This window comes from Stutzerimonas balearica DSM 6083, from assembly GCF_000818015.1.
Classification (GTDB): Bacteria; Pseudomonadota; Gammaproteobacteria; order Pseudomonadales; family Pseudomonadaceae; genus Stutzerimonas; species Stutzerimonas balearica.
Genome location: NZ_CP007511.1, coordinates 4,141,023 through 4,165,989, shown reverse-complemented (window position 1 = coordinate 4,165,989; position 24,967 = coordinate 4,141,023). Strand labels below are relative to the sequence as shown.

Here is a 24,967-nt window from a genome sequence, read left to right as displayed (position 1 = left end):
GGCCCCGTGCGCACACCGCTTCCTCTGCTCTTCAGCCTTCTCGTAACCCTGCTGCTCGCCGGCTGCGGCCTGCGCGAGCCGCAGCCCGCCGGGCCGACACCCGCCGAAGTGCGCGCCGAGCTCATGCGCCTGTTGCCGGGCAACCTGCGCGATCGCCAGGGCTGGGCGCGGGACATCCAGGCGGCCTTCACGACGCTGGAGATCGAGCCGAGCCGCGAAAACCTCTGCTCGGTGATCGCCGTCACCGAGCAGGAGTCGACCTTCCAGGTCGCGCCGCCCGTACCCGGGCTGGCGAAGATCGCGCGCGCCGAGATCGACCGCCGAGCCGCGCGCCTGCATATCCCGCAGTTTCTCGTGCGCGGCGCGCTCAGCCTCGGTTCGCCGACCGGCAAGACCTACGCCGAGCGGCTGAGCCGGGTGCGCACCGAGCAGGAACTGAGCGCCATCTTCGACGACTTCACCGGCATGGTGCCGCTCGGCCGCCAGCTGTTCGGCAGCCTCAACCCGGTGCGCACCGGCGGGCCGATGCAGGTCAGCATCGCCTTTGCCGAAAGCCGCGCAGGCGACTACCCGTACCCGATCGAAGGCAGCGTGCGCGACGAGGTGTTCAGCCGCCGCGGCGGCATGTACTTCGGTATCGCCCACCTGCTCGGCTACCCGGCCCATTACGACAAGTCGCTGTATCGCTACGCCGACTTCAATGCCGGTTGGTACGCCAGCCGCAACGCGGCCTTCCAGAACGCCGTGACCCGGGCCAGCGGCATCAAGCTCGCGCTCGATGGCGACCTGGTCATTCATGGCAGCAGCCGCGTGGGGGCCACCGAACGCGCGGTGCGCACACTCGGCAAGCAGCTGGATCTCGATGAAGACGAGATCCGCCGTGCCCTGTTGCAGGGCGACAGCCTGGCCTTCGAGGAAAGCGAACTCTACGAAAAGGTGTTCGCCCTGGCCGACCGGCGCGCCGGCAAGCGGCTGCCACGTGCGCTGGTGCCGGGTATCAAGCTGGAAAGCCCGAAGATCACCCGCAACCTCACCACCGCCTGGTTCGCCCAGCGGGTCGACGAGCGCCGCCGCCGCTGCCTCGCCCGCGGCGGCTAAGGCTCAGCGCTGTCGCTCGCCGGCCCTGCGCCCGTTGCGCAGCAGCCGGTACAGGTAAATCGCCACGATCGTGCCCAGCACGATGTTCGAGCCCGGGTCGAGGTAGTCGGCCACGCGATCGTACTCGGCATGCAGCAGATAGCCGGCGAGCGTCAGCACAAAGGTCCAGATCGCCGAGCCGGCAAGCGTGTAGAAGGCAAAGCTGGCAAAGGGCATCTGCGCGATCCCGGCCGGCACCGAAATCAGCGTGCGGATCGCCGGCACCAGGCGGCCAAAGAACACCGCCTTGCGGCCGTGCGCACGAAACCAGACCCCGGCCTCCAGCACATCGTCGCCCGACAGGGTCAGCCAGCGCCCATGCCGCGCGGCAAGCCGGCGCATGCGCTCCTCGCCGAGCCGCGCGCCGGCGTAATACCAGGGCAGCGCACCCAGAAACGAACCCAGCGTACCGGCCACCACCACGCCGAACAGATTGAGCTCGCCGCGCGCAGCCAGAAAACCGGCCAGCGGCATGATCACTTCCGAGGGAATCGGCGGGAACAGATTCTCGAGAAACATCAGCGCCAGGATGCCGAAATAGCCTCCCTGCTCGATCAGCCCGGTAATCGATTCGAACATGCTCGGTCACTCCAATGCGCCAGCCACACGGGCGCGCATTGCACCACGAAGGCGCCGGAGCGCACAGCGGATGGATGCATCTGGAAACAGGTGCGCTCGGCCGGGTGCCGTCCGCGCGATAACAAAAAAGGCCCGCATCGCTGCGAGCCTTTGGAAAGGATGGTGCGGCACCAGGAGTCGAACAGTAGGGCTTAAGACCGCGTAGATACGGCGATAAAGACTGTTTATGTCGTTCATGTATACCCAAACGTATACCCATCGGTTGACGCACATCAGTACTCGAAGGATCCGGCGTCCGGATTAGATAAAGGGACTTGAGTGGTGTCATTGTGCCGCTATTAGCATTTGTATATAAGGGCGCGGAACTGTCAATCGAAGTGGCCTAAGGCCTACGTACTGACAAATATGCCAAGGAGGCGATCCGATGAAATGTTTCACCATCCTATGTGCACTCGCAGCGGCCATGCTGCTTTCAGGATGTGTCTCCGACCCTTGGATGAAAGACGTTTCGGTGAGGTTGCCGGCGACTTCGTTTGATAACCAAGACGAGCAAATTCGCATTGGCTACCTAGCACGGTATCTGGCGGACGCGGATGCGCGGGCCCGCTTAGAGAGCCGTGTCTTAGAAACGGAGTATGTGCGGCAATGGGATGCAGTTGATCATTCAACATTCACATCCATGTCGGCAGATTTGGCTGTGGGGCAGTTTGGCTCGGCAGCAGGTGATGCGTTGGGCGCCTCTGTTCTAGTGCTCGGAATGCTGAGCGGAGACGGAAGCCTGAAGTATATCAGCCAGGCATTTATGCCTGATGAATTCGATGGCAAGCCGTTACGTACCTCTGAAGAGGTACGGGGCGCGCTGATGACAATGATGGATCGCCGCCTGCAGTCGGTTGCTGGAGCGCTGAACGCTAAGCTCGCTTGCTTCTACGGGTGTGAATCATCAAGCCGGATTTACCGCATGGTCCTCGGTGGGCAAGTGTTGGCGAGCCGTTATCCGTACCTGCCAGAGCAATTTCTTGTGGCGGTGAATATCGGAGAAGTTGAAGCTGTTACGTCGACCGACCCTATCAGCGCATTGGTCGGCTTCCCTGTGAAGTGGAAGACCCAGCAGGGAAACAGTGCTTCTGTTCGGATGTTCGACAAACCGGCCTTGCTGACCAGGGGGGCTCTCGAAATCGCTAGGGACAGTAATGGGTTTGTTAGTCCAGTAGGTTGGCGATCCATGGACCATACGACGATTGGCACGCAAGGGTTCTACCCCATTTCCACGGACGGTTTTGAAAAGGCTGAAAACTTCAAATCTTGCCGGGCGACTCTACGACGCATTCGTGGGTTATGAAACCGCTCGATGTAGTCGAATAAATCCGCCCGAGCTTCGTCACGTGTTCGATACGACTGATGGGAAACGCGCTCCCTTTTCAGCTGACCGAAGAAACCCTCACAAGCAGCGTTGTCGCCGCAATGACCGACGGCACTCATGCTGCAGACCAGCGTGTTGCGATTCAGAAAGCGCTGGTAGTCAGCACTGGTGAATTGGCTGCCGCGATCCGAATGCAGGATCACTGACCAGTGACCCTGGCGCTGCCAGACCGCCATCTCCACTGCTCGAATCACCATCTGCCGATCCTGTCGGTGATGCATCGACCAACCGATCACCAGCTTGCTGTACAAGTCGAGCACCACGCATAGGAAGAGTTTGCCTTCCAGCGTGGCTATCTCCGTGATGTCCGTGACCCACTTGCGCTCCGGTTCCGGCGCGCTGAAGTCGCGCTCCAGCAGGTTTTTCACGCCTGCTGGACGACCGCTGGCGGCTCTTCCAAAGCCACGTCGTTTCCGGCGTGGCCAGCCTTGAATCCGCTCAGCCGCCATCAGGCGAGCAACGCGATTCAGGCTGACGGTTTCGCCCTCGTCGCGCAGATCCTCGTGCATGCGTGGCGCTCCGATCACACCACGGCTGTCTTCGTGAATCTCCCGAATGCGCCTCACCAGGCGCGCATTCTCTTGAGCACGTGAGCTTGGATCGCGATCCTGCCAGGCGTAGTAGCCACTGGCAGAAACCTTCAGGCAACGGCACATCAGTCGTACCGGGTACTCGTTGCGGCAGCGCTGGATCACCGTGTACCGCTCGATGACTCCTTGGCAAAGTACGCTGCCGCGTCTCTTAAAAAATCACGTTCCTTGGTGACCCGGGCCAACTCGCGCTTGAGGCGGGCAAGCTCCTCATCCCGCGGGCTTCCCGTTCCAGGGAAGGCTTTCTCAGTGCCTGGTTGCGCCTCCCGCACCCAGCGTGTGAGCAGGTTGGGGGCAACGCCAATCTCCAGGGCTACCTGCCGGCAGCTCGCCCCTGAACGACGAACCAGCTCGATGGCTTCCCGCTTGAATTCGGGGCTGTATTTCTTGCGCTTCATGAACACTCCTTCAGCTCGACATGAGCTTACTCGAAAGTGTCCGTACTAACGGGGTAGAACCCCAAGCCGGAGAACCTGCTGAAGAGCGTCGCGGGTCTGTCGAAGCTTTGGGACGGTGCGCCAATTAGCAGGATGCGCGCGGCTGAAGGCGAGAGCGCAGCCCGTTGTGGATGTCGGCTAAGCGCTCATTTGATGATCCAGCCAATCGTGGCTGAGAGCGTGCTGCGTAACCCCGTAATGCGAGGGCAAGGCTTCTTGGCTCGCTTTTTGATCGCTTGGCCGCAGTCGTTAGCGGGGACTCGGCTTTACCGCAGTGCTGACCCGAACAACGACCCACGCTTCGTGCGCTACTGGGAGCGTATGAATCAGCTTTTGAGCCTAGGCCCTCGCATCGATAGTCGGGGGGATCTGGATCCACCAACGCTAACGATGGATGCGCCGGCAAAAAGAGCTTGGGTCGAGGCTCATGATGAGATCGAGACTGCTCTCGGGCGAGGAGGTGACTTCCAAGAAATAAAAGGCACCGCTGCGAAAGGAGCAGAGCACATTTTGCGTATCGCAGGAATTCTGGCGATCGTTGAAAACACCACTCTGCTGGCTGAGCCGCATTTGAGCCAGGCTACCGAACTCGTTCGCTGGTATCTGACCGAGGCACTACGCCTGACAAGCCCGGTGGTCATCGACCCTGATCTGCTGCTATCGCAGCAGCTGCTCGACTGGTTGCTTGAAAAAAACTGGCTAATGTTCGACGCAAGAAGTTTGCAGCGCGATGGACCTCGCTTCGTTCGGAAGAGCGCAAAAAAGCGCGACCTTCTGCTGACCGTGCTGGCACAACACCGCCAGGTTTTAACGGCGGATGGTAAGCACTTCCGAGTGAACCCACTGGCGACTTTGGCGACATCGGCGACTGAACCGCGAACGGTGGTCTAATGATGGCGACGCGCTGGCGACCTACTGCGACAGGGACACGGCCTTACCCATATGTCGCCGGGTGTCGCAGCTATCTCGCTCACGATGCCCGCCGTAAAAGGGGGCTTGTCGCCGCCGTCGCCGCCGTCGCCGCTGTCGCAGGACTGTCTGGTGTGCCGAATGCGTGCTCCACGTGCGTATTCCACGCCATTCAGTCACCCGTTCCACGGCCATCCGGCCAGGCAGTCGGGGCGCAACGACGCAGCGGCGGCATCGTAGGCCCGGGGTGGCTACGCGATTACTTAGCCATGGATTCCCAGGGAACCATCGATTCGCCCTACAAGTTGTTCCGGCAAGCGTCGTACGGCAGCCGGTCGAGATGGCATAGGTAGAGTCGGATCGTCTGTCGGGCCTGTTAGTTGTTCGCCAGCATTCAGCTGGCCGCCTAGGTGAAGCGCTGGCTATAGCGATTACACGATTATTCAGCGCGTTGCCGCTTTGTGTGTCCGAGGCAAGAGGATTCGGCCCCGGCCCTTGCGGATAACCAGATCGGTTTTTGGTGTGGCGGCTCATAAACTTGGAGAGAACGCCCAGTCGGATAGTAGAAACTATGCGGTGCTGTCTGTCTGAAGCAGACCGGATGGCTGCTCGGCGAGCGAGATCGTGACGCAACTGGCCAGCTTCCAGAGCCGCTCTTGCTACAGCTGCGAGTTCCGATAAATTGAGCGCAATTGCAGCCGAAGTCGCCGGTTAAGCGGCTGGGCCAGCCGGCGGTGCCCTTAACACCGGCAGCGCGCCATGAGTTTAAACCTGAATGGTTTGCCTCCGACTCAGGGGCGCGCGCACTTTTCGCGATATGACGAGTCGTTATCGACTGACGTGACCGAAAGCCCAGCTACGCCGGCAGACAGCGTTGCTCGTTCGCAACCATGGACTCAAGGCGCATCAACGTCCAATTCAATACTGCGTTGGCGGTATCCCTGGGTAGAATCTCCGGGCAACCAGAAACCATGCTTCAGTTCGCCGAATCCCGCTCCTTGATCTTACCGAGCAGCCAGGCGTCAAGTTCGCGAGCGACGTAGTAGCACGCGGCTTGGCGAGTATCACCGAACTTGATGCGCTTCGGGAAGGAGGGGTCGTTTTTGCGAAGCGTTTTAATACGGCCGGGGGTGAGACCGTAAATTTCTTTCAGCTGCGCTTGGGGAATCAGAGCCTGCTCGTGGTAAGCGATCGGTGATGACATTTGAACGTCTCCATAGTGATGACGCTCGTTATTTTCCGCATGCGCAGAGGCTCAGAGTCACGGCTAATTGCGCATCTCACGAAGTTTCCCCCCTTGCTTTTCTCAGCATGCTGAGCCTGTTTGCATGCGACTGACTTGCGATGAGCTGCCGGCAATTCCATATCACGCGCCTTGGCGAGGGATCTTGAGCCTCACTACGTTTCGAGAAACTGTCGCCTGGTTGGCAAAGTCATAGGGCGTTATGAAACCTCCCTGGATGGCATCCAGATAATCAGACCACCACTGGCACATTAGCCTCCGCTCCTCCAAGTGTTCCGCCTTATGGATATAGGCAGCACGCACCCCGTTGCGCTCCTGGTGACTCATCTGTCGTTCTACTGCATCACGGCTCCACAATCCTGACTCCATGAGTGCCGAGCAAGCCATAGTGAATCGCCCCGGGTTTCGTGGAGGCCTCAACTCTTGAGAAGATGAGGCCATGAGAAAGACTACGACCTACTCCCCTGAAGTCCGTGAACGTGCCGTGCGCATGGTTCTGGAGCATTTGAACGACTACGCCTCCGAGTGGGCCGCCATTGAAGCCATCGCGCCGAAGATTGGCTGTGCAGCGCAAACGTTGCATGGCTGGATTCGCCGTCATCAGACCGACGCAGGTCAGCGTCCAGGCCCGACCACCGAAGAGCGTGAACGCATCAAGGCGTTGGAGCGGGAGAACCGGGAATTGCGTAAGGCCAATGAAATTCTGCGTCTGGCCAGTGCGTATTTTGCCCAGGCGGAGCTCGACCGCCGCACCAAGTCCTGAGGGCTTTTGTCGATCAGTACCGTGACCGTCTCGGGGTCGAGTCGATCTGCCGTGTCTTGCAGATCGCCCCGTCCGGTTACCGCAGACATGCGGCCCAACTGCGTAATCCGGCACTGCGTTGTTGCCGTGCTCAGCGCGATGAGGCGTTGAGCTTGGAGATCCAGCGCGTGTGGGACACCAACATGCAGTGCTATGGCGCGGTGAAGATTTGGAAGCAGCTCCGGCGAGAAGGTATCGAGGCAGCCAGATGCACGGTGGAACGGTTGATGCGTCGAGCTGGATTGCAGGGCATAAGGCGCGGTCAGGTCGTGCGGACAACGGTGGTCGGCGACAAGTCGCTCTGTCCGCTGGATCGTGTCCAGCGCCAATTTCATGCCGACCGCCCCAACCAGCTGTGGGTGTCGGATTTCACCTATGTCTCGACTTGGCAGGGCTGGCTGTATGTGGCGTTCGTGGTGGACGTTTTTGCGCGGCGCATCGTCGGCTGGCGAGTCAGTACCAGCATGAAGACCGACTTCGTGCTCGATGCCCTGGAGCAAGCGCTGTACGCCCGACAGCCACATCGTATGGGTGGCCTGATTCACCATAGCGACCGTGGCAGTCAGTACGTCTCAATCCGCTACACCGAGCGACTGGCAGAGGCCGGTATAGAGCCCTCAGTTGGGAGCAAGGGCGACAGCTACGACAACGCCTTGGCCGAGACTATCAACGGGCTGTACAAGGCTGAACTGATTTACCGTCAGTCATGGAAGAGTCGTGAAGCTGTTGAGATGGCGACCTTGAAATGGGTGCACTGGTACAACCACCAGCGGCTGTTGAGCTCAATCGGGTATATCCCGCCTGCGGAGGCTGAGGCAAACTTCCACCAGCAACAAACAGGTCAGGCCATAGCGGCCTGACTTAAACGAAACAGCCTCCACGAAACCCGGGGCGATTCATAGCTCGGAAACCATGACCACAAACCTCGGATCCGGTGTCATACCCCATGCGCCGCAGGGCAGCATTTACCGTGTTCTCGCTCATCGGTTTCCAGTACGAATGGTCACCTGGGAAGATCAACTCGAAACGCCCGGTAAGCTGATGAACACGTTCCAGCAGCGCCAGTGCTTGCCGGCTCAGGGGCACAAGATGTGGAGTACCCATTTTGGCTCCTCGGCCGGAATGTTTTACGCCCTCGATAGCCTGGCGCTCGGCGGGGATCGTCCACAATGCGCGTGCAAAATCAACTTCATCCCAACGCGCAAAGCGCAACTCACTAGAGCGGATGAATACCTGCAGAGTGATCTGAACAGCCAGGCGTGTTAGCGGTCGCCCGCGGTACGTATCCAAGCGCGCTAGCAACTCAGGCAGTCGCTCCATCGGCAGAGCGGGTCGGTGAACGGTTTTGCGGGTCGCAGTAGAGCCGTGCAAATCGTTGGCAGGATTAGTATCGATAAGTCCTTGTTGTACGGCCATACGCAAGATACTGGTGATGTACTGACGGAGTCGGCTGGCCGTTTCCAGGGTATCGCGACCCTCAGCTACCTTAAGTGGCGCCATCAGGTCCCGCGTTTTCAGTTCCGAGACAGGGCGCGCTCCGAGAGTGGGGAACAGGTGCTGCTCCATCCGACGTAAAACGGTGGTGGCGTGGTGTGGCTTCCATTTCCGAGCGCAGACGCTGTGCCAGGCTCTGGCTACGGCCTCGAAGGTATTGATACGGGCATTAGCTGCCTGAATTTTTGCTTCCTTGGCCGCTTCCATGGGGTCATGCCCGGCCGCCAGCAACCCCAGGGCTTCGGACCGACGAGCACGAGCGGCTTTCAAGCCAAGGGCAGGGTAATTGCCAAAGGTCGCCAGCCCTGCACGGCCATCAGGCCGTCGGTACTTGAAGCGCCACACCTTCGTGCCATTTCTCCTGACCAGCAGGAAAAGTCCCTGTCCATCGAACAGGGTGTAATCGCTGTCGCGGGGTTTGGCAGCTTCGCATTTGGGATCGGTTAGCGGGGTTACAACACGTGCCATAGGTATATGAATCCTTGTCGAATCGACATATACCCACTCGTATACCTTAGTCGGCGCGCTGTACAACCCCATATGAACGCTTACAGACCTACCTAGAAACGACAAGCCCCGCACATGGCGGGGCTTTGAGCACGCTTTCGGATCATACGAACCCATCTGAAAGCATAGAGATGGTGCCGGCACCAGGAGTCGAACCCGGGACCTACTGATTACAAGTCAGTTGCTCTACCAGCTGAGCTATACCGGCAAACCGGGCGCCATTATAGCCATTGGCGTCGGCGAGTAAACCGTTATTGGCCAGGTACTTGCGTGGCCGGGCGTTCGGCGAGCAGGAGCAGGTTGCGTGGGGTTAGGTCGCTGGGGCAGAAGGTGCCGAGGCGTACCCGGTAACCCGCTTCTTCGAGGAACAGCGCGCGGTCGAGCAGCAGCCAGATTTCCAGCGGGCGGCGGAACAGGGCGCGAACCAGTTCGAGGTTGCGTACTTCGGCCAGGCGTTGCCAGCCGAGCTGTTCCAGCGCTGCCCAGTCCTGTTCGCCGGGCGCGTTCAGGCCCTTGAGCGTGGCGAGGTGGCGGCAATAGTCGGCGAATGGCTTGCGCAGCCAGGCGGTTGATAGCGAAGGAGTCGGCAGGTAGGCATCGACGCCGCGCAGTCGGCGCTGCAGTTCATCGAAGCCCAGCCGCCAGGCCATCGACTGGTCGCGGTCGCGACGCTCGCGGGCGCCGGCGGTTACGGTTTCGCTCAGCGGCAGGCCGAGGTCGTCTCGGCTCAGGCGCAGGGCCGAATCGCGCGCCAGCTGCGACAATGCGTGGTAGGTCGGCGCCTGGATGCGGTTGTAGCAACAGGGCGAGAGCGCCAGTTGCCGGCATTCGCGCACGACCGTCAGTTGCAGCAGGCGCACGTGCAGATCGCCGCAGGCGTGCAGGGCGATGGCCGTGTGCTGCGGCTGCAACACCGTGGCACAGCTGTCGGCGAGCACGTCCTGGCCGCGATGGTCGGCGGAGATGCCGAGGCGGGCGCTCAGGCGGGCGCCCTCGCGGACCAGTTCGGCATCCCATTCCAGGCAGGTCAACGATGCGCCCTGGCGGGCCAGGTAACGGCCGAGGTGGCCCTTGCCGGCGCACCAGTCGAGCCAGTGCGCAGGGCGCTCGGTGAATTGCAGGCGTGCAGCGAAGGCCTCGATCTGCTGCCACTTGCGGCCGGGGACGTCGAGCTGTTGGCGATGCTCGCCAGCGGGCGCAGGGTGGCCGGGCAGCGGCTCGACCTCACTCAGACGGCGGGCCTGCTCGGCCAGCGCGGCAAAGGGGGCCGGTGCCTTGAGCATGGCCGGGTCGCGCTGGACGGCTTCGGCATCGTTCAGCGAGCGGCTGCGCAGCCAGGCCGCGAGTTCCGGATGGTCGTCCTCCCAGGCCAGCCGCCGCTCGACGAACGGCCGCGGTCGCCAGAGCGACTGGTGTTCGAGAAGAAACGCGTCCAGCGCGCGGAAACGTTCGGCAAGCGGGGTTCGGCTGGGCATGGCGGTGTGGTGGTCGGGCGGGGCTGCGATTGTCGCGCATTACAGCGGTACGGAAAATGAAACGCCCGTCGGGTGACGGGCGTTGTGGGCTCAGTTGCCGTAGACCTGCTCGGGTAGCCAGGTGATGAGGTCGGGCCATAGGTAGGCGATCACCAGCATGGCGATCTGGATACCGATGAAGGGGATCACCCCCTTGTACATGGTGCTGGTCGGCACGCTGCGCGGTGTCACCCCGCGCAGGTAGAACAGCGAGAAGCCGAACGGCGGGGTGAGGAAGGAGGTCTGCAGGTTCAACGCGATCATCACGCCGAGCCAGATCGGGTCCAGGCCCATGGCCAGGAGAATCGGCCCGACGATGGGCACCACGACGAAGATGATCTCGATGAAGTCGAGGATGAAGCCGAGCAGGAAGATCACCAGCATCACCACCAGGAAGGCGCCGAGCACGCCGCCGGGCAGCTGGTTGAGCGCGTGCTCGATCATCATCTCGCCGCCGAAGCCACGGAACACCAGCGAGAACAGCGAGGCGCCGATGAGGATGAGGAACACCATCGAGGTGATCTCGGTGGTGCCGCGGGCGACCTCGCGCAGTTGGCCGAAATCGAGCTGGCGCTTGGCCAGCGACAGCAGGGTGGCACCCAGCGCGCCGATCGCAGCCGCTTCGGTCGGTGTGGCGTAGCCGGCGAGGATGGAGCCGAGCACCGCAGCGATCAGCACCAGCGGCGGCAGCAGGGCACGGAACAGCTTGCCCCATTCGATCGGCCCCAGCTCCGATTGCGGCAGCGCTGGCAGCTTCTTCGGCTGGAAGATGGCGATTGCGATCAGGTAAAGGATGTACAGGCCGACCAGTGTCAGGCCGGGAATCAGCGAGCCGACGAAGAGGTCGCCGACCGAGACGGTCTTCGGCGAGAAGATGCCCATCTTCAGCTGGGCCTGCTGGTAGGCGCTGGACATCACGTCGCCGAGCAGCACGAGGATGATCGACGGTGGAATGATCTGCCCCAGGGTGCCGGTCGCGGCCAGGGTGCCGGTGGCGACCGCCGGGTCGTAGCCGCGGCGCAGCATGGTCGGCAGGGCCAGCAGGCCCATGGTCACCACGGTGGCGCCGACGATGCCGGTACTGGCGGCGAGCAGCGCGCCGACCACGCAGACCGAGATCGCCAGGCCACCGCGCAGGGTGCCGAACAGGCGTGACATCGATTCGAGCAGGTCCTCGGCGACGCGCGATTTCTCCAGCATCACGCCCATGAAGACGAACAGTGGCACGGCCAGCATCGTCTGGTTGTTCATGATGCCGAAGATGCGGTTGGGCAGCGCATGCAGGTAGCCGACATCGAAGGTGCCGGTGAGCACGCCGGCGCCAGCGAACAGCAGGGCCATGCCGCCAAGGGTGAAGGCCACCGGGTAGCCCGACATCAGCGCGATGCAGATGCTGACGAAAAGGGTGATCGCCATGATCTCAGCCATGCTTCACCTCCGCTTGCTCTTCCGGCAGGCGGCCGGCGAGGCGATAGCCGACCTTGATCAGGTCGGCGATCGCCTGCAGCGCGAGGCTGAGGACCAGCACCAGGATGATCGTCTTCTGCAGGTAGACGAACTTCAGCCCGCCCGATTCGCTGGAGCTTTCGAACGTGGCCCAGGAATTGGCCACGTAGTCCCAGCTGTTCCAGGCGAGGAACAGGCAGACCGGCAACAGGAACAGCACATGGCCCAGGCCGTCGACCAGCGCCTGACGGCGGGCGGGAAACTTCTGGTAGAAGATGTCGACGCGCACGTGGCCGTTGCGCTGCAGCGTCCAGGCGGCGGCGCCCATGAACACCAGCGCGTGGGCGTACATGACGGCTTCCTGCAGGGCGATCGCGCCGATGCCGAAGCCGTAGCGCAGGATCACCACGATCGCGGTGCCGACGACGAGAAACAGGGTCAACCAGGCGCACAGCTGGCCGAGGCGCTGGTTCAGCGCATCGATGAGGCCGGCCGCGCGGAGCAAGGGCGGGTGGCTAGGGGACATTTGGCAGTCCTTCTTGTAGGGCAGCAAGGGTGGGCGGGTTGGCGATTCTTGCAGTAGTGGCGTTTTGCATCAATCGCCGGCGTCTCATACCAAGTATGGGCTAGGCTTGGAACGCTGGAGCCTCTAATGTTGTCCGGCCTGGCGTTGCGCTTGGCCGAGGCGGGCAGGTGCGAGGAGACCAAGCCATGAGCGCGCCGGCCCCGACCGAGTTTGCGTCGAATCGCTCGCCGATCGACCAGGCAACAAGCTTTCTCTGTGCTGCGTTACAAGACAAAACAACAAGGAGCATCGAATGAAACGTCGCGACATTCTCGCCGCCGCCGGTGTTGGCCTGGCGGCCACGGCCCTGGCCGGCTGCAACGACAAGAACGAAACCGCCGGCGCCGACAAGCAGGCGGCCGAGCAGCAGACCTTTACCTGGAAGATGGTCACCTCCTGGCCGAAGAACTTCCCGGGCGTCGGCGTTGGCGCCGAGCGCTTTGCCAAGCTGGTCAACGAGATGAGCGGCGGGCGCCTGAACGTCAAGGTCTATGCGGCAGGCGAGCTGGTCCCGGCGCTGGAAGTCTTCGATGCGGTCTCGCGTGGCACCGCCGAGCTCGGCCACGGCGCACCCTACTACTGGAAGGGCAAGGTCCCGGCTGCACAGTTCTTCTGCGCGCTGCCGTTCGGCCCGAACGCCCAGGAAATGAACGCCTGGCTGCATCGCGGCGGCGGCATCGAACTCTGGGAAGAGGTGTACAAGCCCTTTGGCGTGCTGCCGATGGCCTGCGGTGCGACCGGCGTGCAGACCGCCGGCTGGTTCAACAAGGAAATCAACTCGGTCGATGATTTCAAGGGCCTGAAGATGCGTACCCCGGGCCTGGGCGGCGAAGTGCTGACGAAGATGGGCGGTACGGTGGTCAACCTGCCGGCGGGCGAGATCTTCACCGCGCTGCAGACCGGCGCCATCGATGCCACCGAGTGGATCGGCCCGTACAACGACCTTGCCCTCGGCCTGTACAAGGCGGCCAAGTACTACTACACCCCGGGCTGGCAGGAGCCGAACGTCACCTTCGAGCTGGACGTCAATCTCAAGGCGTGGGAAACCCTGCCGGACGACCTCAAGGCCATCGTCCGCGCCGCCGCGCGCGACGTGAACGGCGACATGCTCGATGACTACAACGCCAAGAACATGGAGGCGCTCGAGCAGCTGCGCGCGCAGGGCGTCGAGGTTCGTCGCCTGCCGGATGAAGTGCTGGCGCGACTGAAGGAGGTCGCCGCCGAGGTGGTCGAGGCCTCGGCCAAGGCCGACCCAGTGGCAGCCAAGGTGTGGGAGCAGCAGAGCGCCTATCTCAAGCGGCTCTATGCCTATGCCGAGCTGAACGAGAAGGACATCTACAACATCCGCGGCTGATCGCCGGGCGACACAAGAACGCCACCGCGGCAACGCGGTGGCGTTTCTTTTTTGCGCTCCCGAAAACCGCGTGCGCTCAGCTTTCCAGCGTCGCGTTCAGGCTGATCCGCGCGTTAAGCACTTTCGACACCGGGCAACCTTCCTTCGCCTGGTTGGCGATCTGTTCGAAGCGCGCCTGGTCGGCCCCGGGGATGCGTGCCTTGAGCGTCAGGTCGACGGCGGTGATGCTGAAGCCTTCGCCGTCCTTGTCGAGGGTGACCACGGCCTGGGTCTCGATGCGTTCAGCGGTCAGACCGGCCTGGCCGAGCATCATCGACAGGGCCATCGAGAAGCAGCCGGCATGGGCAGCACCGATCAGTTCCTCGGGGTTGGTACCGGGGGCGTCTTCGAAGCGGGTGTTGAAGCCGTAGGGGTTGTCCTTCAGCGCACCGCTCTGCGTGCTGATGGTGCCCTTGCCGTCTTTCAGGCCGCCTTGCCAGACGGCCGATGCGCTCTTCTTCATGCTGCCTCCTCTGGAAAAAGGCCCGCATCAGCGGGCCGTGGGTCAACGTGGGGTCTGTTCGGCGGCCAGGATCGCGCGCGCCAGCTCCATGTCGCTGTTGGCCTGCAGATCGGGCCGTTCGCTGCGCAGGCGCTGCAGCGTGGCTTCCAGATGCGCGCCGCGCACCGCGCCGTCGGTGGCGACGAAGCTGCCGGCATCCTCGCGCAGGGCCAGCACCTGCTTTTCGTCGCGGAAGGTCATGTAGGTGGACGCCGTGGTCGCGCCTGACGACAGAATGTCACGCACGAGCCCGTCGGCCAGGGCGCTGCCGAGCGGAGCGGCAGCCAGGGTCAGCATGGCGAGAGTCTTGATTCGCATGATCGCATCTCCTTGGGTCACGTCTGTTCAGAGTGCGCAGCGAACCGCCGAGTTCCGGCGTGCCGGGACGCTCAGCTTTCGATCAGCTGGCGAATCCGGCTGGCCAGCTCGTCGATGTTGAACGGCTTGGCCAGCATGTCCATGCCGGGTGCGAGGAAATCCTTGCGCTGTTCGGCACTCGGCACATAGCCGGTGATGAACAGCACCTTCAGCGTCGGGCGGTGCTGGCGCGCGAGGTCGGCCAACTGGCGGCCATTGAGCCCGGGCAGGCCGACGTCGCTAACCACCAGGTCGATGCGCCGGTCGCTTTCGATGAAGGGCATGGCGCTTGGCGCGTCGCTCGCTTCGAGCACCTGGTAGCCAAGCTCGCGCAGCACCTCGATGACCAGCATGCGCACGGCGACTTCGTCCTCGATCACCAGCACGGTTTCGCCGTCCGCCTCGGGCGGCTGGGCCAGGGCCCGGCGCTGGGCATCGGCGGTGTGCTCGATGTGGTTGCGCGGCAGGTACAGGCTGATCAGCGTGCCTTCGCCGGGCGTGCTGTCGATGTGCACGTGGCCGCCGGTCTGCTTGGCGAAGCCGTAGACCATCGACAACCCGAGCCCGGTGCCCTGGCCGATCGGCTTGGTGGTGAAGAACGGATCGAACGCCTTGGCGATGACCTCGGCGGACATCCCCGAGCCGGTATCGGCAACGCTGAGCAGTACGTAGTCGCCAGCCTCCGGGCTGTCCGGTTCGCCCGGCTGCACCTGCACATTGCGCGTGGCGATGTTCAGGTGGCCGCCGTCAGGCATGGCGTCGCGCGAGTTGATGACCAGGTTGAGCAGGGCGTTTTCGAGCTGGTGCGCATCGGTGTAGGCCTGCCAGAGCGGCTCCTGCAGCGCGCTGTCGAGGCGGATGTGCTCGCCGATGGTGCGACGCAGCATGTCCTCCATCGAAGCCACCAGCTGGTTGACGTCCACCGGCCGCGGGTCGAGCGACTGGCGGCGCGCGAAGGCCAGCAAGCGGTGGGTCAGGGCGGCGGCACGGTTGGCCGAGGTCATCGCCGCATCGAGGTAGCGGCCGAGTTCGCCGAAGCGGCCGCTCTCGACGCGCCGCTGGATCAGGTCCAGCGCACCGAGCACGCCGGTCAGCATGTTGTTGAAGTCGTGGGCCAGGCCGCCGGTCAGCTGGCCGATGGCTTCCATTTTCTGCGCATGGCGCAGTGCTTCCTCGGCGCGTTCGCGCTCGGCCATCTCGATGTGCAGGCGGTTGTTGATCTGTGCCAGCTCGCGGGTCCGTTCGATGACGCGGCGTTCCAGGCTGTCGTTGAGTTCGCGCAGTGCTTCCTCGGCGGCGACCTGGGCGGTGACATCGGTGCTGGTGCCGAACCAGTGGGTAACCTGGCCATAGTCGTCACGGATCGGCAGCGCGCGCGAGAGGAACCAGCGGTAGCGCCCGTCCTTGCCACGCAGCGGAAAGGTTTCCTCCCAGATCGAGCCAATCGCAAAGGCGCGCTTGAGCGAACCGGTGACCCGCTCGCGATGCTCGGGATGCTGAACCGTGGCCCAGCCGAGCGCCCGCATGGCTTCAAAGGTGGTGCCGGTGTAGTCGTACCAGCGCTTGTTGTACCAGTAGATGCGCCCGGAGGGATCGGCCATCCAGGCGAACTGGCTCATGTTGTCGGCCAGGGTGCGGAACTGCTCCTCGCTTTCGCGCAGGGCGCGCTCGGCGCGCATGCGCTCGTCCGCGGTCCAGGCGCGGTCGGCGACCTCGCGGATGAAGGCGATCTCGTCATCCTGCCAGTGCCGCGGTGCCTCCTCGAGCAGCATCAGCGCCGCCGCCAGCTGGCCCTGCTCGAACAACGGCACGCAGACCAGGCTGGCGATGCGCCGCTCGGCAAAAAGCGCGGCCCGCGGCGCGGTGCGGGCGTCGTTGAGCACGTCGTCGATGACCACCAGTTCGTCGTTCAGCAGGTCGTAATGCAGGTCGCCGAAGTCGGCGAAGTACACGCGCTCGTTGCCGACGGCCGACAGCCCGTCGCTCCAGTAGCGCTCGATGGTGCCGGACAGCCCGCCGGGGTCGAGGTTGGTCAGCAGTACCCGGTCGATGCGCAGCGTGCTGCCGATGACCCTGACCGCGGCCTCGGCGATGGTCGGGCTGTCGTGCTCCTCGCGCAGCAGGTCGCCAAGCTCGATCAGTGCCGCCTGGCGCCGCTCGACCAGCCGCCGCTCGTTGATCTGCTCTTCGAGCAGGGCGTTCATCTGGCGCATGTGCTCGGCCGCGTTGCGCTCGGCGGTGACTTCGCGCGAGGTGCCGAGAATGCGCACCTCACCGTTGGCATCGAGCACGCGGCGCCCGCGGTTGGTCAGCCAGATGTAGTCATCGCTGCGCGGGTCGAGGATGCGGTAGTCGACATGGAATTCGCCGCCGTCCAGGCCCTGCAGGGCGCGGCGCAGAGCATTCAGCAGTTCGCCACGGTCTTCTGGATGGACGCGCTGCAGGACATCCACCGCGCTTGGCGTCGGGTCGTCCGGCTGCATGTTGGCGAGTGCCTTGAGCTGGTTGTCCCAGTGCAGGCTGCGGCGTGTCTCGTTGTATTCCCAGACGCCGATCGAGGCGATCTCGTTGGCCAGGCTGATGCGCTGCTCGGCCTCGCGCAGGGCATGCAGCGTGGCGATGCGCTCGCCTGCGGCGCGGATCCGCTCGGTGAGTTCTCTGACCAGCGCGATGTCGCCCGAGGGCCAGTCGCGCAGCTGGTTGCTGGTGAACAGCAGGAACAGCGTACCCGGTGCCTGCTCGGGCAGGGACAGCGGCGCCAGCAGCAGGGCCTGGCTGCCGAGACTGGCACCGAGCGTGGAGGTTGCGGGGTCACCGTCCGCCTTGAGGCTGACGATGCTGCCGGCGGCCAGCCGGGGCGCCAGGTCGAGCCCGCCGAGCGGGTGCCGGCCAAGGCGATCGGCGGCATTCGGCGCGCGCCATTGTTCGGTCAGTACCAGCGCATCGTCACCGTCCAGGTGGCCGAGGGCGATACCGTCGCTGTTGGTCAGCCGGCCGAGGCGAGCATCGAGCACGCAGCGCAGGTCGATGTGCTCGCTGCTGGCCTGCAGGCGGTCGCTGATGTCCAGCAGTAGCGCCTGCAGGGCTTCGCGGCGGGTGCGCTCGCTGACGTCGGCAAAGGTGCAGAGCGCACCCTGCAGCACGCCGTCGCGGTAGACCGGCACGACGCGGTATTCGACCGGCAGTGCGCTGCCGTCCTGGCGGAAGAACAGCTCGCGCTCGACATGGGCGGACTCGCCGCTGCGCGCGCTACGGTGGATCGGGCAATCGCGAACGTCGTAGGGCCGCCCGTCGGGGTGACTGTGGTGGATCACGTCGTGCAGCTGGCGGCCGAGCACTTCGTCGCGGCTGGCGAAGCCAAGCAGGCGCAGAAAGGCTTCGTTGCACAGCGTCACCCGGCCTTCGGTGTCGATGGAATAGAAGGCCTCGCTCGCCGAGTCCAGCAGCAGGCGCACATAGGCCTCGCTCTGCTCGCGAGCGATTTCCACCTGGCGCTGGCCGTCGCGGAGCACGCCGGCCTCGTCCTCACGCTGCAGGCGCAATTCGAAGAGCGCCATGACCTGGTCGGCCAGGGTCTGCAGCTGCCTGGCCTGTTGCGCGGGCAGCGGCTGCACCGCGGCATTCAGCACGCACAGCGTACCGAGCGGCCGGTGCTGCCCGTCGCGCAGGACGACGGCCGCGTAATGCCGCACCGGCGTACCGTCGCTCAGCGAGAGAGCCGTTGCGTCGTCGGCGGCGAACTCGACGAACGCCGCCGCGCTCGCGAGCGCCCGCGCACTGGGCGAGTGCTCCAGCGCCACCGGGCCGTCCGGTAGGTTCAGCGCCGCCAGCGTGACCTGATGCCCGGTGATCAGGTGGATCGCGACCGCAGGCGCCTCGCACAGCTGCGCGGCCAGCCCGAGCAGGCCATGCAGGCGTTCGACCAGTCGCGCATCGGGCGCGATCAGGCGCGCCGCAGCAGTCAGGCGGTCGGGGTCGTGCCAGAGGGCGGGGCTGGAAGATTGCTGGGTCAAGTGTCGTCGCTCGGCTGTCCGTTGCCTTTGGCCAGTGCGCCACTGGCAGGAGTGCGGGTGGTCTTGTGCATGGCGGTCACGGCTGCAGAAAACCCCAGCAACAGACTACATCAGCCCCGCATGGTTCAGCGCCCGGCCGCTGGTCGTGCCGCCGAGCGGTCGTCCTCTGCGGCCTCAGGGCTGGCTGCGCTCGGCCGCCTCGAGGGCCCGCAGCAGCGCGGCATCGTGGTGGTAGATGTCGGGATGGAAGAACAGCTCGCCGTCTTCCTGCGCTTCGGCCGTCCAGTAGGCCATGAGGATGGGCGTCGGCCGCGCCAGCCGGTATTCGTGGGTGCGGCCGCTTTCGAGCAGCTCGGCCACGTGCTCGCGCTCGCCATCCTGCAGCAGCAGGTCGACCAGATGCATGGCGTCCTGCACGCGCACGCAGCCGGAACTGGTGGTGCGTCCGGCGCGGGCGAACAGCGCCTGGCTCGGGGTGTCATGCAGGTAGACCGAGAAGGGATTGGCGAAGCGGATGGCCACGCGACCCAGCGGGTTCTCCGGCCCGGCGTCCTGGCGCAGCATGATGCCGCCGGGGTTGTGCCAATCGACCGTAGCCGGATCCAGCCGGTTGCCCTGGCGGTCGAGCACGCTCATGCGGCTGCGCGCGAGATACTCCGGATCCTGGCGGATCAGCGGCAGCTTGTCCTCGCGCAGGATGGTCGGCGGCACCGTCCAGGTCGGATTGAGAGTCAGGCGCGTCACGCGCGACTTGAGCGGTGGCGTGCGCCGCGCTTCGCGGCCGACCTGGGTGCGGGTGCGCCAGCGCGTCTGGCCGTCCTCGATATAGCTGAGCGAGGCGCCGGCGATGTTCACCAACAGCGAACGCGAGTCCAGCTCGGCCGCCAGCCAGCGCAGCCGCTCGAGGTTGATGCGCAGTTGATCGAGCCGGCTCGCCGGGCTGACGTTGAGCGCGGCGAGCGTGCTGCGACCGACCACGCCGTCTTGCTCGATCCCGTGATGCAGCTGAAAGTCGCGCACTGCTGCGGCCAGTGTGGCGTCGTAGCGCTCGGCTTCGCCCGCGGGCGCAGCCGTGTCGCCGAGCAAGCGCCGGCGCAGCAGGGGCACGCGCGCGTCGCGCTCGTCCGGATGCAGGCTGGGCCCGGCGGGTATCGGCTGCCAGTCCGGCAGCGCCTGGCGGCGCCGTTCGGCGTAGACCTGGCGCAGCTGGCGGTACTGCGGCAGCTCAGGGCGCGCCGAGGCCAGCGCCTGGCGTGGGTCGTCCAGGCCGCGCCAGGCGCGGGAGAGGGTCTGGTGCGGGTCTTCGCGTGCAGGGCTGTCCGGGCTGCGCCAGAGCGGCTCGAGTGCGTCCTGCTGGAGCCTGCCGTGCGCCAGGTGATCCAGCGCCTGCAGGTAGGCATGGCTGGCCACGATGTCGGCGCAGAGGCGGTGCCGTGGGTCGCTGGAGGCGCTGTGGGTCAGCCGGCGGATCTTCTGCGGGGCATAACTGGCCGGCGAGAGGCCGTCGTCGGCCAGTGACTCCAACGCTTCAAGCAGGTGATCGATCTGCCGGTAGTCGCGCCAGGCGAGCTGATAGTCGCGACCGCGATAGAACGCCTCGAGGCGTTCGAGCGCAGCGCCGACCGGCGCCGGGCGCAGCACGTCGCAACTGCTTGCGGGCGCCGCCAGCGCCTCGGCAAGCGGATTCACGGTAGGCGCGGGTGGATTGGCCGTGGCCGCGAACGGCAGTAGAACCAGCCAGACGGTCAGACAGAATGCACGTTTTTTGAACAAGGTTTCGCTCCAGAGCCAGCCCACGACTGCTAGACTGCGCCGCGGCACCCGGCATCGCCGGGCTGCAGGTCATCAGACCCTAACAACATATCGCGTCGAGCGATCCGTCCGATCGCTCGAACCTGAGTCGCTGCCGTCTATTGGCAGCGGTGGTAGGCGCCGGCGGACAGGAAGTCGGCAGCCGTGCCCGAAGAGGTTACATCATGCTTGTACTGCTTCGACGTCTCTGCCTGGCGGCAGGTCTCGTCGCCCTGGCGTCCCCGGCCCTTGCCGGCGCGCCGGCCTACGAACCGCTGGTCGACAGCCTCGCCAGGACAGCGCCCAAGCTTGACCGTCAAGTCCTTACCCATGCCGTCGCCGCCATGCAGTGCGCGGTGAACAATGGCGCTACGCCGGCCGACCGCCTGGCGGTCATCGATTTCTCCCGTCCCTCGTCCGAGCGTCGCCTGTGGATCTTCGACCTTCGCCAGCAGCGTCTGTTGCTGCGTGATTTCGTGGCCCATGGGCAGAAGTCCGGTGAGAACCTGGCGACGCGCTTTTCCAACCGCGTCGGCAGCCACCAGTCCAGCATCGGGTTGTTCCGCACAGCCGAAAGCTACACCGGCAAGCATGGCTATTCGCTGCGCATGGACGGGCTGGAGCCGGGCATCAACGACCGCGCCCGCGAGCGCGCCATCGTCATCCATCCGGCGGCCTATGTGAACCCGGCCTGGATCGCCACCCAGGGGCGCATCGGTCGCAGCCAGGGCTGCCCGGCAGTACGCCCGGAGGTCGCACGCATGGTGGTCGACAGCCTCAAGGGTGGGCAGTTCATGTTTTCCTGGTATCCGGACCAGAAGTGGGTGCGCAATTCGGCCTACCTGAACTGCAAGCCGAACCAGGTGGCGGGTATCCTGGCCGCGCGTTCGGACGGCTGAACCTCGCATCGCCAATGGCTGGCAACGCTGCGCTCGGCGTCTGCCGAGCCCGTGCCGCGTGAGGCAGGGGGCGCTTCGCGCGCCCCGGAGCGAAAACCCCTAGCGTTGCTCGCTCTGGGGTGTCACCCGCAGCACTTCGTCAATGGTGGTCAGCCCGGCCGCGATCTTCTGTGCGCCGGACAGGCGCAGACTGCGCATGCCATCCTTGAACGCGGCCCGGCGCAGCGCAACGAGGTCGGTGTCGGCGGTGATCAGCGGCTTGATGGCGTCGTTCATCAGCATGATCTCGTAGACCCCGGCGCGCCCGCGATAACCGGTATCGCGGCATTCCAGGCAGCCGACCGCCCGCTGCGCATGGGTCGGTAGCGGCGCGTTCCACGGGCGGGTCAGCGTCTGCCAGTCGTCGGCGTCGAGCGCGGTGGGCTGCTTGCAGTGCGGGCAGAGGGTGCGCACCAGGCGCTGGGCCATGACGCCGAGCAGCGTGGCCTTGAGCAGGTAATGCGGCACGCCGAGTTCGAGCAGGCGGGTGATCGCGCTCGGCGCGTCGTTGGTGTGCAGGGTCGAGAGCACCAGGTGGCCGGTGAGCGCCGCCTGGATCGCCATCTCGGCGGTCTCCAGGTCGCGGATCTCGCCGACCATGATGATGTCCGGGTCCTGACGCATCAGCGCGCGTACACCGCTGGCAAAGGTCAGGTCGATGTTGTGCTGCACCTGCATCTGGTTGAAGGCGCCCTCGATCATCTCGATCGGGTCCTCGATGGTGCAGACGTTCACTTCGGGCGTCGCCAGCTGCTTGAGCGTGGTGTAGAGCGTGGTGGTCTTGCCCGAGCCGGTCGGCCCGGTGACCAGGATGATGCCGTTAGGTTGGCCGGTCATGCTCTGCCAGCGCTTGAGATCGTCGCCGGAGAAGCCGAGCTGGTCGAAGCTTTTCAGCAGCACCTCGGGGTCGAAGATGCGCATCACCATCTTTTCGCCAAACGCGGTCGGCAGGGTCGACAGGCGCAGCTCGACCTCGTTGCCGTCGGGGGTGCGCGTCTTGACCCGGCCGTCCTGTGGCTTGCGTTTCTCGGCGACGTTCATGCGACCGAGCGACTTCAACCGGCTGACCACTGCCATGCTGACCTGCGGCGGAAACTGATAGACGTTGTGCAGCACGCCGTCGATGCGAAAGCGCACCGTGCCCTGTTCGCGTCGCGGCTCGATGTGGATGTCGCTGGCGCGCTGCTGGAAGGCGTACTGGAACAGCCAGTCGACGATGTTGACGATATGTGCGTCGTTGGCGTCGGGTTCCTGGTCGCTGGCGCCGAGGTTGAGCAGCTGCTCGAAGTTGCCGCTGCCACTGGGCTTCTGCTCGCCGGCCGAGGCACCGCTGACCGAGCGGGCCAGGCGGTAGAACTCGACGGTGAAGCGCTGGATGTCCGCCGGGTTGGCCACCACGCGCTTGATCGGCCGCTTGAGCACGTGGGTGAGGTTGGCCTCCCAGCCCTGCACGAAGGGCTGGGCGCTGGCGATGGTGACCGCGCCGGGCTCCACCGCGACGGCGAGGATGCCGTGCCGCTGGGCGAACGCGTAGGACATCAGCGGGGTGACGGCGGCGACATCGATCTTCAGCGGGTCGATGCGCAGGTAGGGTTGGCCGGCCTGTTCGGCGAGCCAGACGGTCAGGCTTTCCAGGTCGAGCTTGCGCCCGGGATGCCGCAGGTCGTCGATCTGCTGCGCGGCGAGGAACTCCAGCGGGTGTTGCTGGGTGTTCGTCATGCTGCGGCGCACTGCCAGACATTGCTCTGCCGTGTCCTGGCTGACGTGGCCCTGGGCAACCAGTTCGCGCAGCAGGTCGTTGAGGTCGAGAAAGCGGTCCCGGGCAGGGCTGTTCAAGACGGTCATGGGGCTCCTCAGGCAATCGGGCGGGACAGCACCGGCGACCCTACCGGAAGGGCGGTGGCCGGCGCTGCGCCGCAGCGCTCATCCCGGCAGTTACCTTTCCAGCTGCTTCCAGGCCGGCAGGGTCCAGACGCGATGCGCCTGCTCGCTGCGCCGTGGGCGGCTCTCTTCGCTGAGCGGTTCGCTGGCCAGCGACTGCAGCTTGGCCAGCTCGCCATACAGACGATCGACTTCGGGCAGGTCGAGCACGCTGCGGGCGAGCTTCAGCCAGACCAGCAGGCGCTCCATGCGCGGCAACTGCTCGGCCAGATCCTCCGGCTGGCGCTGGTACAGCGGCAGCTGCAGCGCCTTGGCTTCATCGCGGCACAGATGCAGCAGCCAGTTGCCCAGCGGGGCAGCGCCCTGGCGATCGCCGCGGGCGTTGCGGCCGTTCTGCCAGCCGCTTTGCAGCAGCCACAGCGAGGCCTTGAGCGAGAGCAGCCCCCAACGGGTCTGGCCAAGCTCCTCGGCGAACAGGCCGGGGGCCTGCTGCCGCAGCTGCTCGTCCTGCTGCCCGGCCTCGATGCGCGGGCGCCAGTCGCCGATCAGCGCGTCGAGCAGCTCGCGCAGCTCACGGGTGCTGGCCCGCGGCGCGGCCTGGCCGAGGCTGGCGAGCAGTGCCCGCAGCCCGGTCAGCTGTTCGAACCAGTCGGCCAGCAGGCGCCAGTGCCCGCTGTGGCGATACTGCTCGGCCAGGCGCCCGCTGTTGCCCAGCAGGTGCCAGGCCAGCGCCGGAATCGCCTGGTCCAGCGGCATGGTGGCGGTGAGTGACGGGGCCGGCAGCTGCACCTGGTAGTGCGCCGGGTCGTGCAGGCGATAGCCACGCTCGGCCTTGCTGATATCGCAGGGCATCAGCGGCAGTTCGGCGGCCAGTTCGATGGCCAGCTCCAGCAGTGCCGCCGGCTCGCCCTGGCGCAGCTCCAGCTCCAGTTCGCTGATCGGTTCGGCGGCCTTGCCGGCGAGTACCTGGCCCTGGTCGAGCGCGGCCTCGATGACGACCTTCTGCTTGCCGCGGCCCCAGGCGATATCGGCCTTTTCGCGCACGAAATCGGTGGTGAAGATCGGCTTCAGCGTCTTCTTGTCGAGGCCTGCGAGGCTGGCCGGCCAGCAGTCGTCGGTGAGCTTTTTCGGGTCGAGTTTCGGCTTGTCCAGATACCAGTCCCATTCGTTGCGCTCGGACAGGCCGGCGACGCTCTGGCCGCGGCTCTTGAGGGTCTGGATGTACTGTTCGCCGTCGCGGCGCAGGCGCAGCGCGACGCGCGCCTGGGCCAGGGCGTGGTCGGGGCTGTCGAAATACTGGTTGAACAGTTCGTGGCGCTGCCAGCCGCTCTTGTTGCGCTTCTTCAGCAGCGGGTGCTCGCGCAGCGCCAGAAGGGTCTCGCGGCTGGCGTGCAGCTTGATTTCGGTTTCTTTCTGCATGGTGCCGACAGATGCCTATAGTGTGAG

General features: G+C 64.8%; 19 protein-coding genes, 1 tRNA gene, 1 pseudogene and 1 other annotated feature. Of the genes and pseudogenes, 6 read left to right on the top strand and 15 right to left on the bottom strand.

What is annotated here, in order from left to right; all coding sequences use genetic code 11:
* Positions 1 to 6: 6 nt before the first annotated feature.
* A complete protein-coding gene (locus CL52_RS19305; RefSeq protein WP_043222560.1) occupies positions 7 to 1,098 on the top strand; it encodes a DUF1615 domain-containing protein in 1,092 nt (363 codons plus the stop codon).
* A gap of 3 nt (positions 1,099 to 1,101) precedes the next feature.
* Here the strand turns inward: CL52_RS19305 and CL52_RS19300 are convergent, their stop codons facing one another.
* Entirely contained in the window at positions 1,102 to 1,716 is a 615-nt protein-coding gene (locus CL52_RS19300; RefSeq protein WP_043222558.1) for a DedA family protein, read from the bottom strand.
* A gap of 424 nt (positions 1,717 to 2,140) precedes the next feature.
* Between CL52_RS19300 and CL52_RS21190 the strand changes: the two genes are divergently transcribed.
* The gene (locus CL52_RS21190; RefSeq protein ID WP_139048013.1) at positions 2,141 to 3,058 is read left to right on the top strand and encodes a hypothetical protein; all 918 of its coding nucleotides are present in this window, start codon (positions 2,141 to 2,143) and stop codon (positions 3,056 to 3,058) included.
* Here CL52_RS21190 and CL52_RS19295 read toward each other — a convergent pair.
* Positions 2,974 to 4,127 (bottom strand): IS3 family transposase gene (locus CL52_RS19295; protein ID WP_139048014.1). Its coding sequence is split into 2 segments (ribosomal slippage): positions 2,974 to 3,881 and positions 3,881 to 4,127, totalling 1,155 coding nucleotides; the frame shifts between segments, so codons are not numbered across the junction. The two genes, CL52_RS21190 and CL52_RS19295, sit on opposite strands and share 85 nt — an antisense overlap.
* Before the next feature lie 75 nt (positions 4,128 to 4,202).
* Between CL52_RS19295 and CL52_RS19285 the strand changes: the two genes are divergently transcribed.
* A complete protein-coding gene (locus CL52_RS19285) occupies positions 4,203 to 5,057 on the top strand; it encodes a DUF3987 domain-containing protein (RefSeq protein WP_342006820.1) in 855 nt (284 codons plus the stop codon).
* Between the two features lie 994 nt (positions 5,058 to 6,051).
* Here CL52_RS19285 and CL52_RS19280 read toward each other — a convergent pair.
* Both CL52_RS19280 and CL52_RS21575 read right to left on the bottom strand, forming a co-directional pair.
* Positions 6,052 to 6,279 (bottom strand): helix-turn-helix transcriptional regulator, encoded by a 228-nt coding sequence (locus CL52_RS19280; RefSeq protein ID WP_020306873.1) that lies wholly within the window; start codon positions 6,277 to 6,279, stop codon positions 6,052 to 6,054.
* Positions 6,280 to 6,441: 162 nt separating this feature from the next.
* A pseudogene (locus tag CL52_RS21575) lies at positions 6,442 to 6,708 on the bottom strand (integrase); the annotation flags it as partial.
* A 49-nt stretch (positions 6,709 to 6,757) separates the two neighbouring features.
* Between CL52_RS21575 and CL52_RS20910 the strand changes: the two are divergent.
* Positions 6,758 to 7,980 (top strand): IS3 family transposase gene (locus tag CL52_RS20910; protein WP_139048015.1). Its coding sequence is split into 2 segments (ribosomal slippage): positions 6,758 to 7,043 and positions 7,043 to 7,980, totalling 1,224 coding nucleotides; the frame shifts between segments, so codons are not numbered across the junction.
* Positions 7,036 to 7,152 (top strand) — a sequence feature (AL1L pseudoknot). It overlaps the preceding gene by 117 nt.
* 1 nt (position 7,981) lies before the next feature.
* Here the strand turns inward: CL52_RS20910 and CL52_RS19260 are convergent.
* The 5 genes from CL52_RS19260 to CL52_RS19240 form a co-directional block, all read right to left on the bottom strand.
* Positions 7,982 to 9,082, bottom strand: a complete 1,101-nt coding sequence (locus CL52_RS19260; RefSeq protein ID WP_080773413.1) for a tyrosine-type recombinase/integrase — start codon at positions 9,080 to 9,082, stop codon at positions 7,982 to 7,984.
* A gap of 171 nt (positions 9,083 to 9,253) precedes the next feature.
* Positions 9,254 to 9,329 (bottom strand) — tRNA-Thr (locus tag CL52_RS19255).
* A 43-nt stretch (positions 9,330 to 9,372) separates the two neighbouring features.
* Complete coding sequence (locus tag CL52_RS19250) at positions 9,373 to 10,596, bottom strand: methyltransferase (RefSeq protein WP_043222554.1); 1,224 nt, start codon at positions 10,594 to 10,596, stop codon at positions 9,373 to 9,375.
* A 90-nt stretch (positions 10,597 to 10,686) separates the two neighbouring features.
* On the bottom strand, positions 10,687 to 12,063 hold the full coding sequence (locus CL52_RS19245; protein ID WP_041109523.1) for a TRAP transporter large permease: 1,377 nt from the start codon (positions 12,061 to 12,063) through the stop codon (positions 10,687 to 10,689).
* Positions 12,056 to 12,607, bottom strand: a complete 552-nt coding sequence (locus CL52_RS19240; RefSeq protein WP_041109524.1) for a TRAP transporter small permease subunit — start codon at positions 12,605 to 12,607, stop codon at positions 12,056 to 12,058. Before CL52_RS19240 ends, CL52_RS19245 begins: the two co-directional genes overlap by 8 nt.
* 292 nt (positions 12,608 to 12,899) lie before the next feature.
* On the opposite strand from CL52_RS19240, the gene CL52_RS19235 reads away from it, so the two are divergent.
* Positions 12,900 to 14,000 (top strand): TRAP transporter substrate-binding protein, encoded by a 1,101-nt coding sequence (locus CL52_RS19235; protein WP_043222552.1) that lies wholly within the window; start codon positions 12,900 to 12,902, stop codon positions 13,998 to 14,000.
* 76 nt (positions 14,001 to 14,076) lie between these two features.
* On the opposite strand, the gene CL52_RS19230 is transcribed toward CL52_RS19235, so the two are convergent.
* The 4 genes from CL52_RS19230 to CL52_RS19215 form a co-directional block, all read right to left on the bottom strand.
* Positions 14,077 to 14,502 carry an OsmC family protein gene (locus CL52_RS19230; protein WP_041109528.1) on the bottom strand — a complete coding sequence of 142 codons (426 nt, stop codon included), beginning with the start codon at positions 14,500 to 14,502 and terminating at the stop codon, positions 14,077 to 14,079.
* 42 nt (positions 14,503 to 14,544) lie between these two features.
* Positions 14,545 to 14,859, bottom strand: coding sequence for a DUF2388 domain-containing protein (locus CL52_RS19225; protein ID WP_043222550.1), 315 nt, complete (start codon positions 14,857 to 14,859; stop codon positions 14,545 to 14,547).
* 71 nt (positions 14,860 to 14,930) lie between these two features.
* A complete protein-coding gene (locus CL52_RS19220; protein ID WP_043222547.1) occupies positions 14,931 to 18,911 on the bottom strand; it encodes a PAS domain S-box protein in 3,981 nt (1,326 codons plus the stop codon).
* Between the two features lie 174 nt (positions 18,912 to 19,085).
* Positions 19,086 to 20,684, bottom strand: coding sequence for a L,D-transpeptidase family protein (locus CL52_RS19215; RefSeq protein ID WP_043222546.1), 1,599 nt, complete (start codon positions 20,682 to 20,684; stop codon positions 19,086 to 19,088).
* A gap of 203 nt (positions 20,685 to 20,887) precedes the next feature.
* On the opposite strand from CL52_RS19215, the gene CL52_RS19210 reads away from it, so the two are divergent.
* Positions 20,888 to 21,601 carry a murein L,D-transpeptidase catalytic domain family protein gene (locus tag CL52_RS19210; RefSeq protein WP_041109534.1) on the top strand — a complete coding sequence of 238 codons (714 nt, stop codon included), beginning with the start codon at positions 20,888 to 20,890 and terminating at the stop codon, positions 21,599 to 21,601.
* A 99-nt stretch (positions 21,602 to 21,700) separates the two neighbouring features.
* Here CL52_RS19210 and tfpB read toward each other — a convergent pair whose 3' ends face one another.
* Together tfpB and CL52_RS19200 are read right to left on the bottom strand one after the other, a co-directional pair.
* Positions 21,701 to 23,485, bottom strand: a complete 1,785-nt coding sequence (gene tfpB, locus CL52_RS19205; protein ID WP_043222543.1) for a type IV pilus assembly ATPase TfpB — start codon at positions 23,483 to 23,485, stop codon at positions 21,701 to 21,703.
* 90 nt (positions 23,486 to 23,575) lie between these two features.
* Positions 23,576 to 24,940 carry a CYTH domain-containing protein gene (locus CL52_RS19200; RefSeq protein WP_043222541.1) on the bottom strand — a complete coding sequence of 455 codons (1,365 nt, stop codon included), beginning with the start codon at positions 24,938 to 24,940 and terminating at the stop codon, positions 23,576 to 23,578.
* Between the last annotated feature and the right edge of the window lie 27 nt (positions 24,941 to 24,967).

What these genes read in the sequence shown, in the direction of transcription:
- CL52_RS19300 (WP_043222558.1), bottom strand. Translation starts at nt 1,716, where the DNA reads ATGTTCGAATCGATTACCGGGCTGATCGAGCAGGGAGGCTATTTCGGC.
- CL52_RS21190 (WP_139048013.1), top strand. Translation starts at nt 2,141, where the DNA reads ATGAAATGTTTCACCATCCTATGTGCACTCGCAGCGGCCATGCTGCTT.
- CL52_RS19280 (WP_020306873.1), bottom strand. Translation starts at nt 6,279, where the DNA reads ATGTCATCACCGATCGCTTACCACGAGCAGGCTCTGATTCCCCAAGCG.
- CL52_RS19260 (WP_080773413.1), bottom strand. Translation starts at nt 9,082, where the DNA reads ATGGCACGTGTTGTAACCCCGCTAACCGATCCCAAATGCGAAGCTGCC.
- CL52_RS19250 (WP_043222554.1), bottom strand. Translation starts at nt 10,596, where the DNA reads ATGCCCAGCCGAACCCCGCTTGCCGAACGTTTCCGCGCGCTGGACGCG.
- CL52_RS19245 (WP_041109523.1), bottom strand. Translation starts at nt 12,063, where the DNA reads ATGGCTGAGATCATGGCGATCACCCTTTTCGTCAGCATCTGCATCGCG.
- CL52_RS19240 (WP_041109524.1), bottom strand. Translation starts at nt 12,607, where the DNA reads ATGTCCCCTAGCCACCCGCCCTTGCTCCGCGCGGCCGGCCTCATCGAT.
- CL52_RS19235 (WP_043222552.1), top strand. Translation starts at nt 12,900, where the DNA reads ATGAAACGTCGCGACATTCTCGCCGCCGCCGGTGTTGGCCTGGCGGCC.
- CL52_RS19230 (WP_041109528.1), bottom strand. Translation starts at nt 14,502, where the DNA reads ATGAAGAAGAGCGCATCGGCCGTCTGGCAAGGCGGCCTGAAAGACGGC.
- CL52_RS19225 (WP_043222550.1), bottom strand. Translation starts at nt 14,859, where the DNA reads ATGCGAATCAAGACTCTCGCCATGCTGACCCTGGCTGCCGCTCCGCTC.
- CL52_RS19210 (WP_041109534.1), top strand. Translation starts at nt 20,888, where the DNA reads ATGCTTGTACTGCTTCGACGTCTCTGCCTGGCGGCAGGTCTCGTCGCC.
- tfpB (WP_043222543.1), bottom strand. Translation starts at nt 23,485, where the DNA reads ATGACCGTCTTGAACAGCCCTGCCCGGGACCGCTTTCTCGACCTCAAC.
- CL52_RS19200 (WP_043222541.1), bottom strand. Translation starts at nt 24,940, where the DNA reads ATGCAGAAAGAAACCGAAATCAAGCTGCACGCCAGCCGCGAGACCCTT.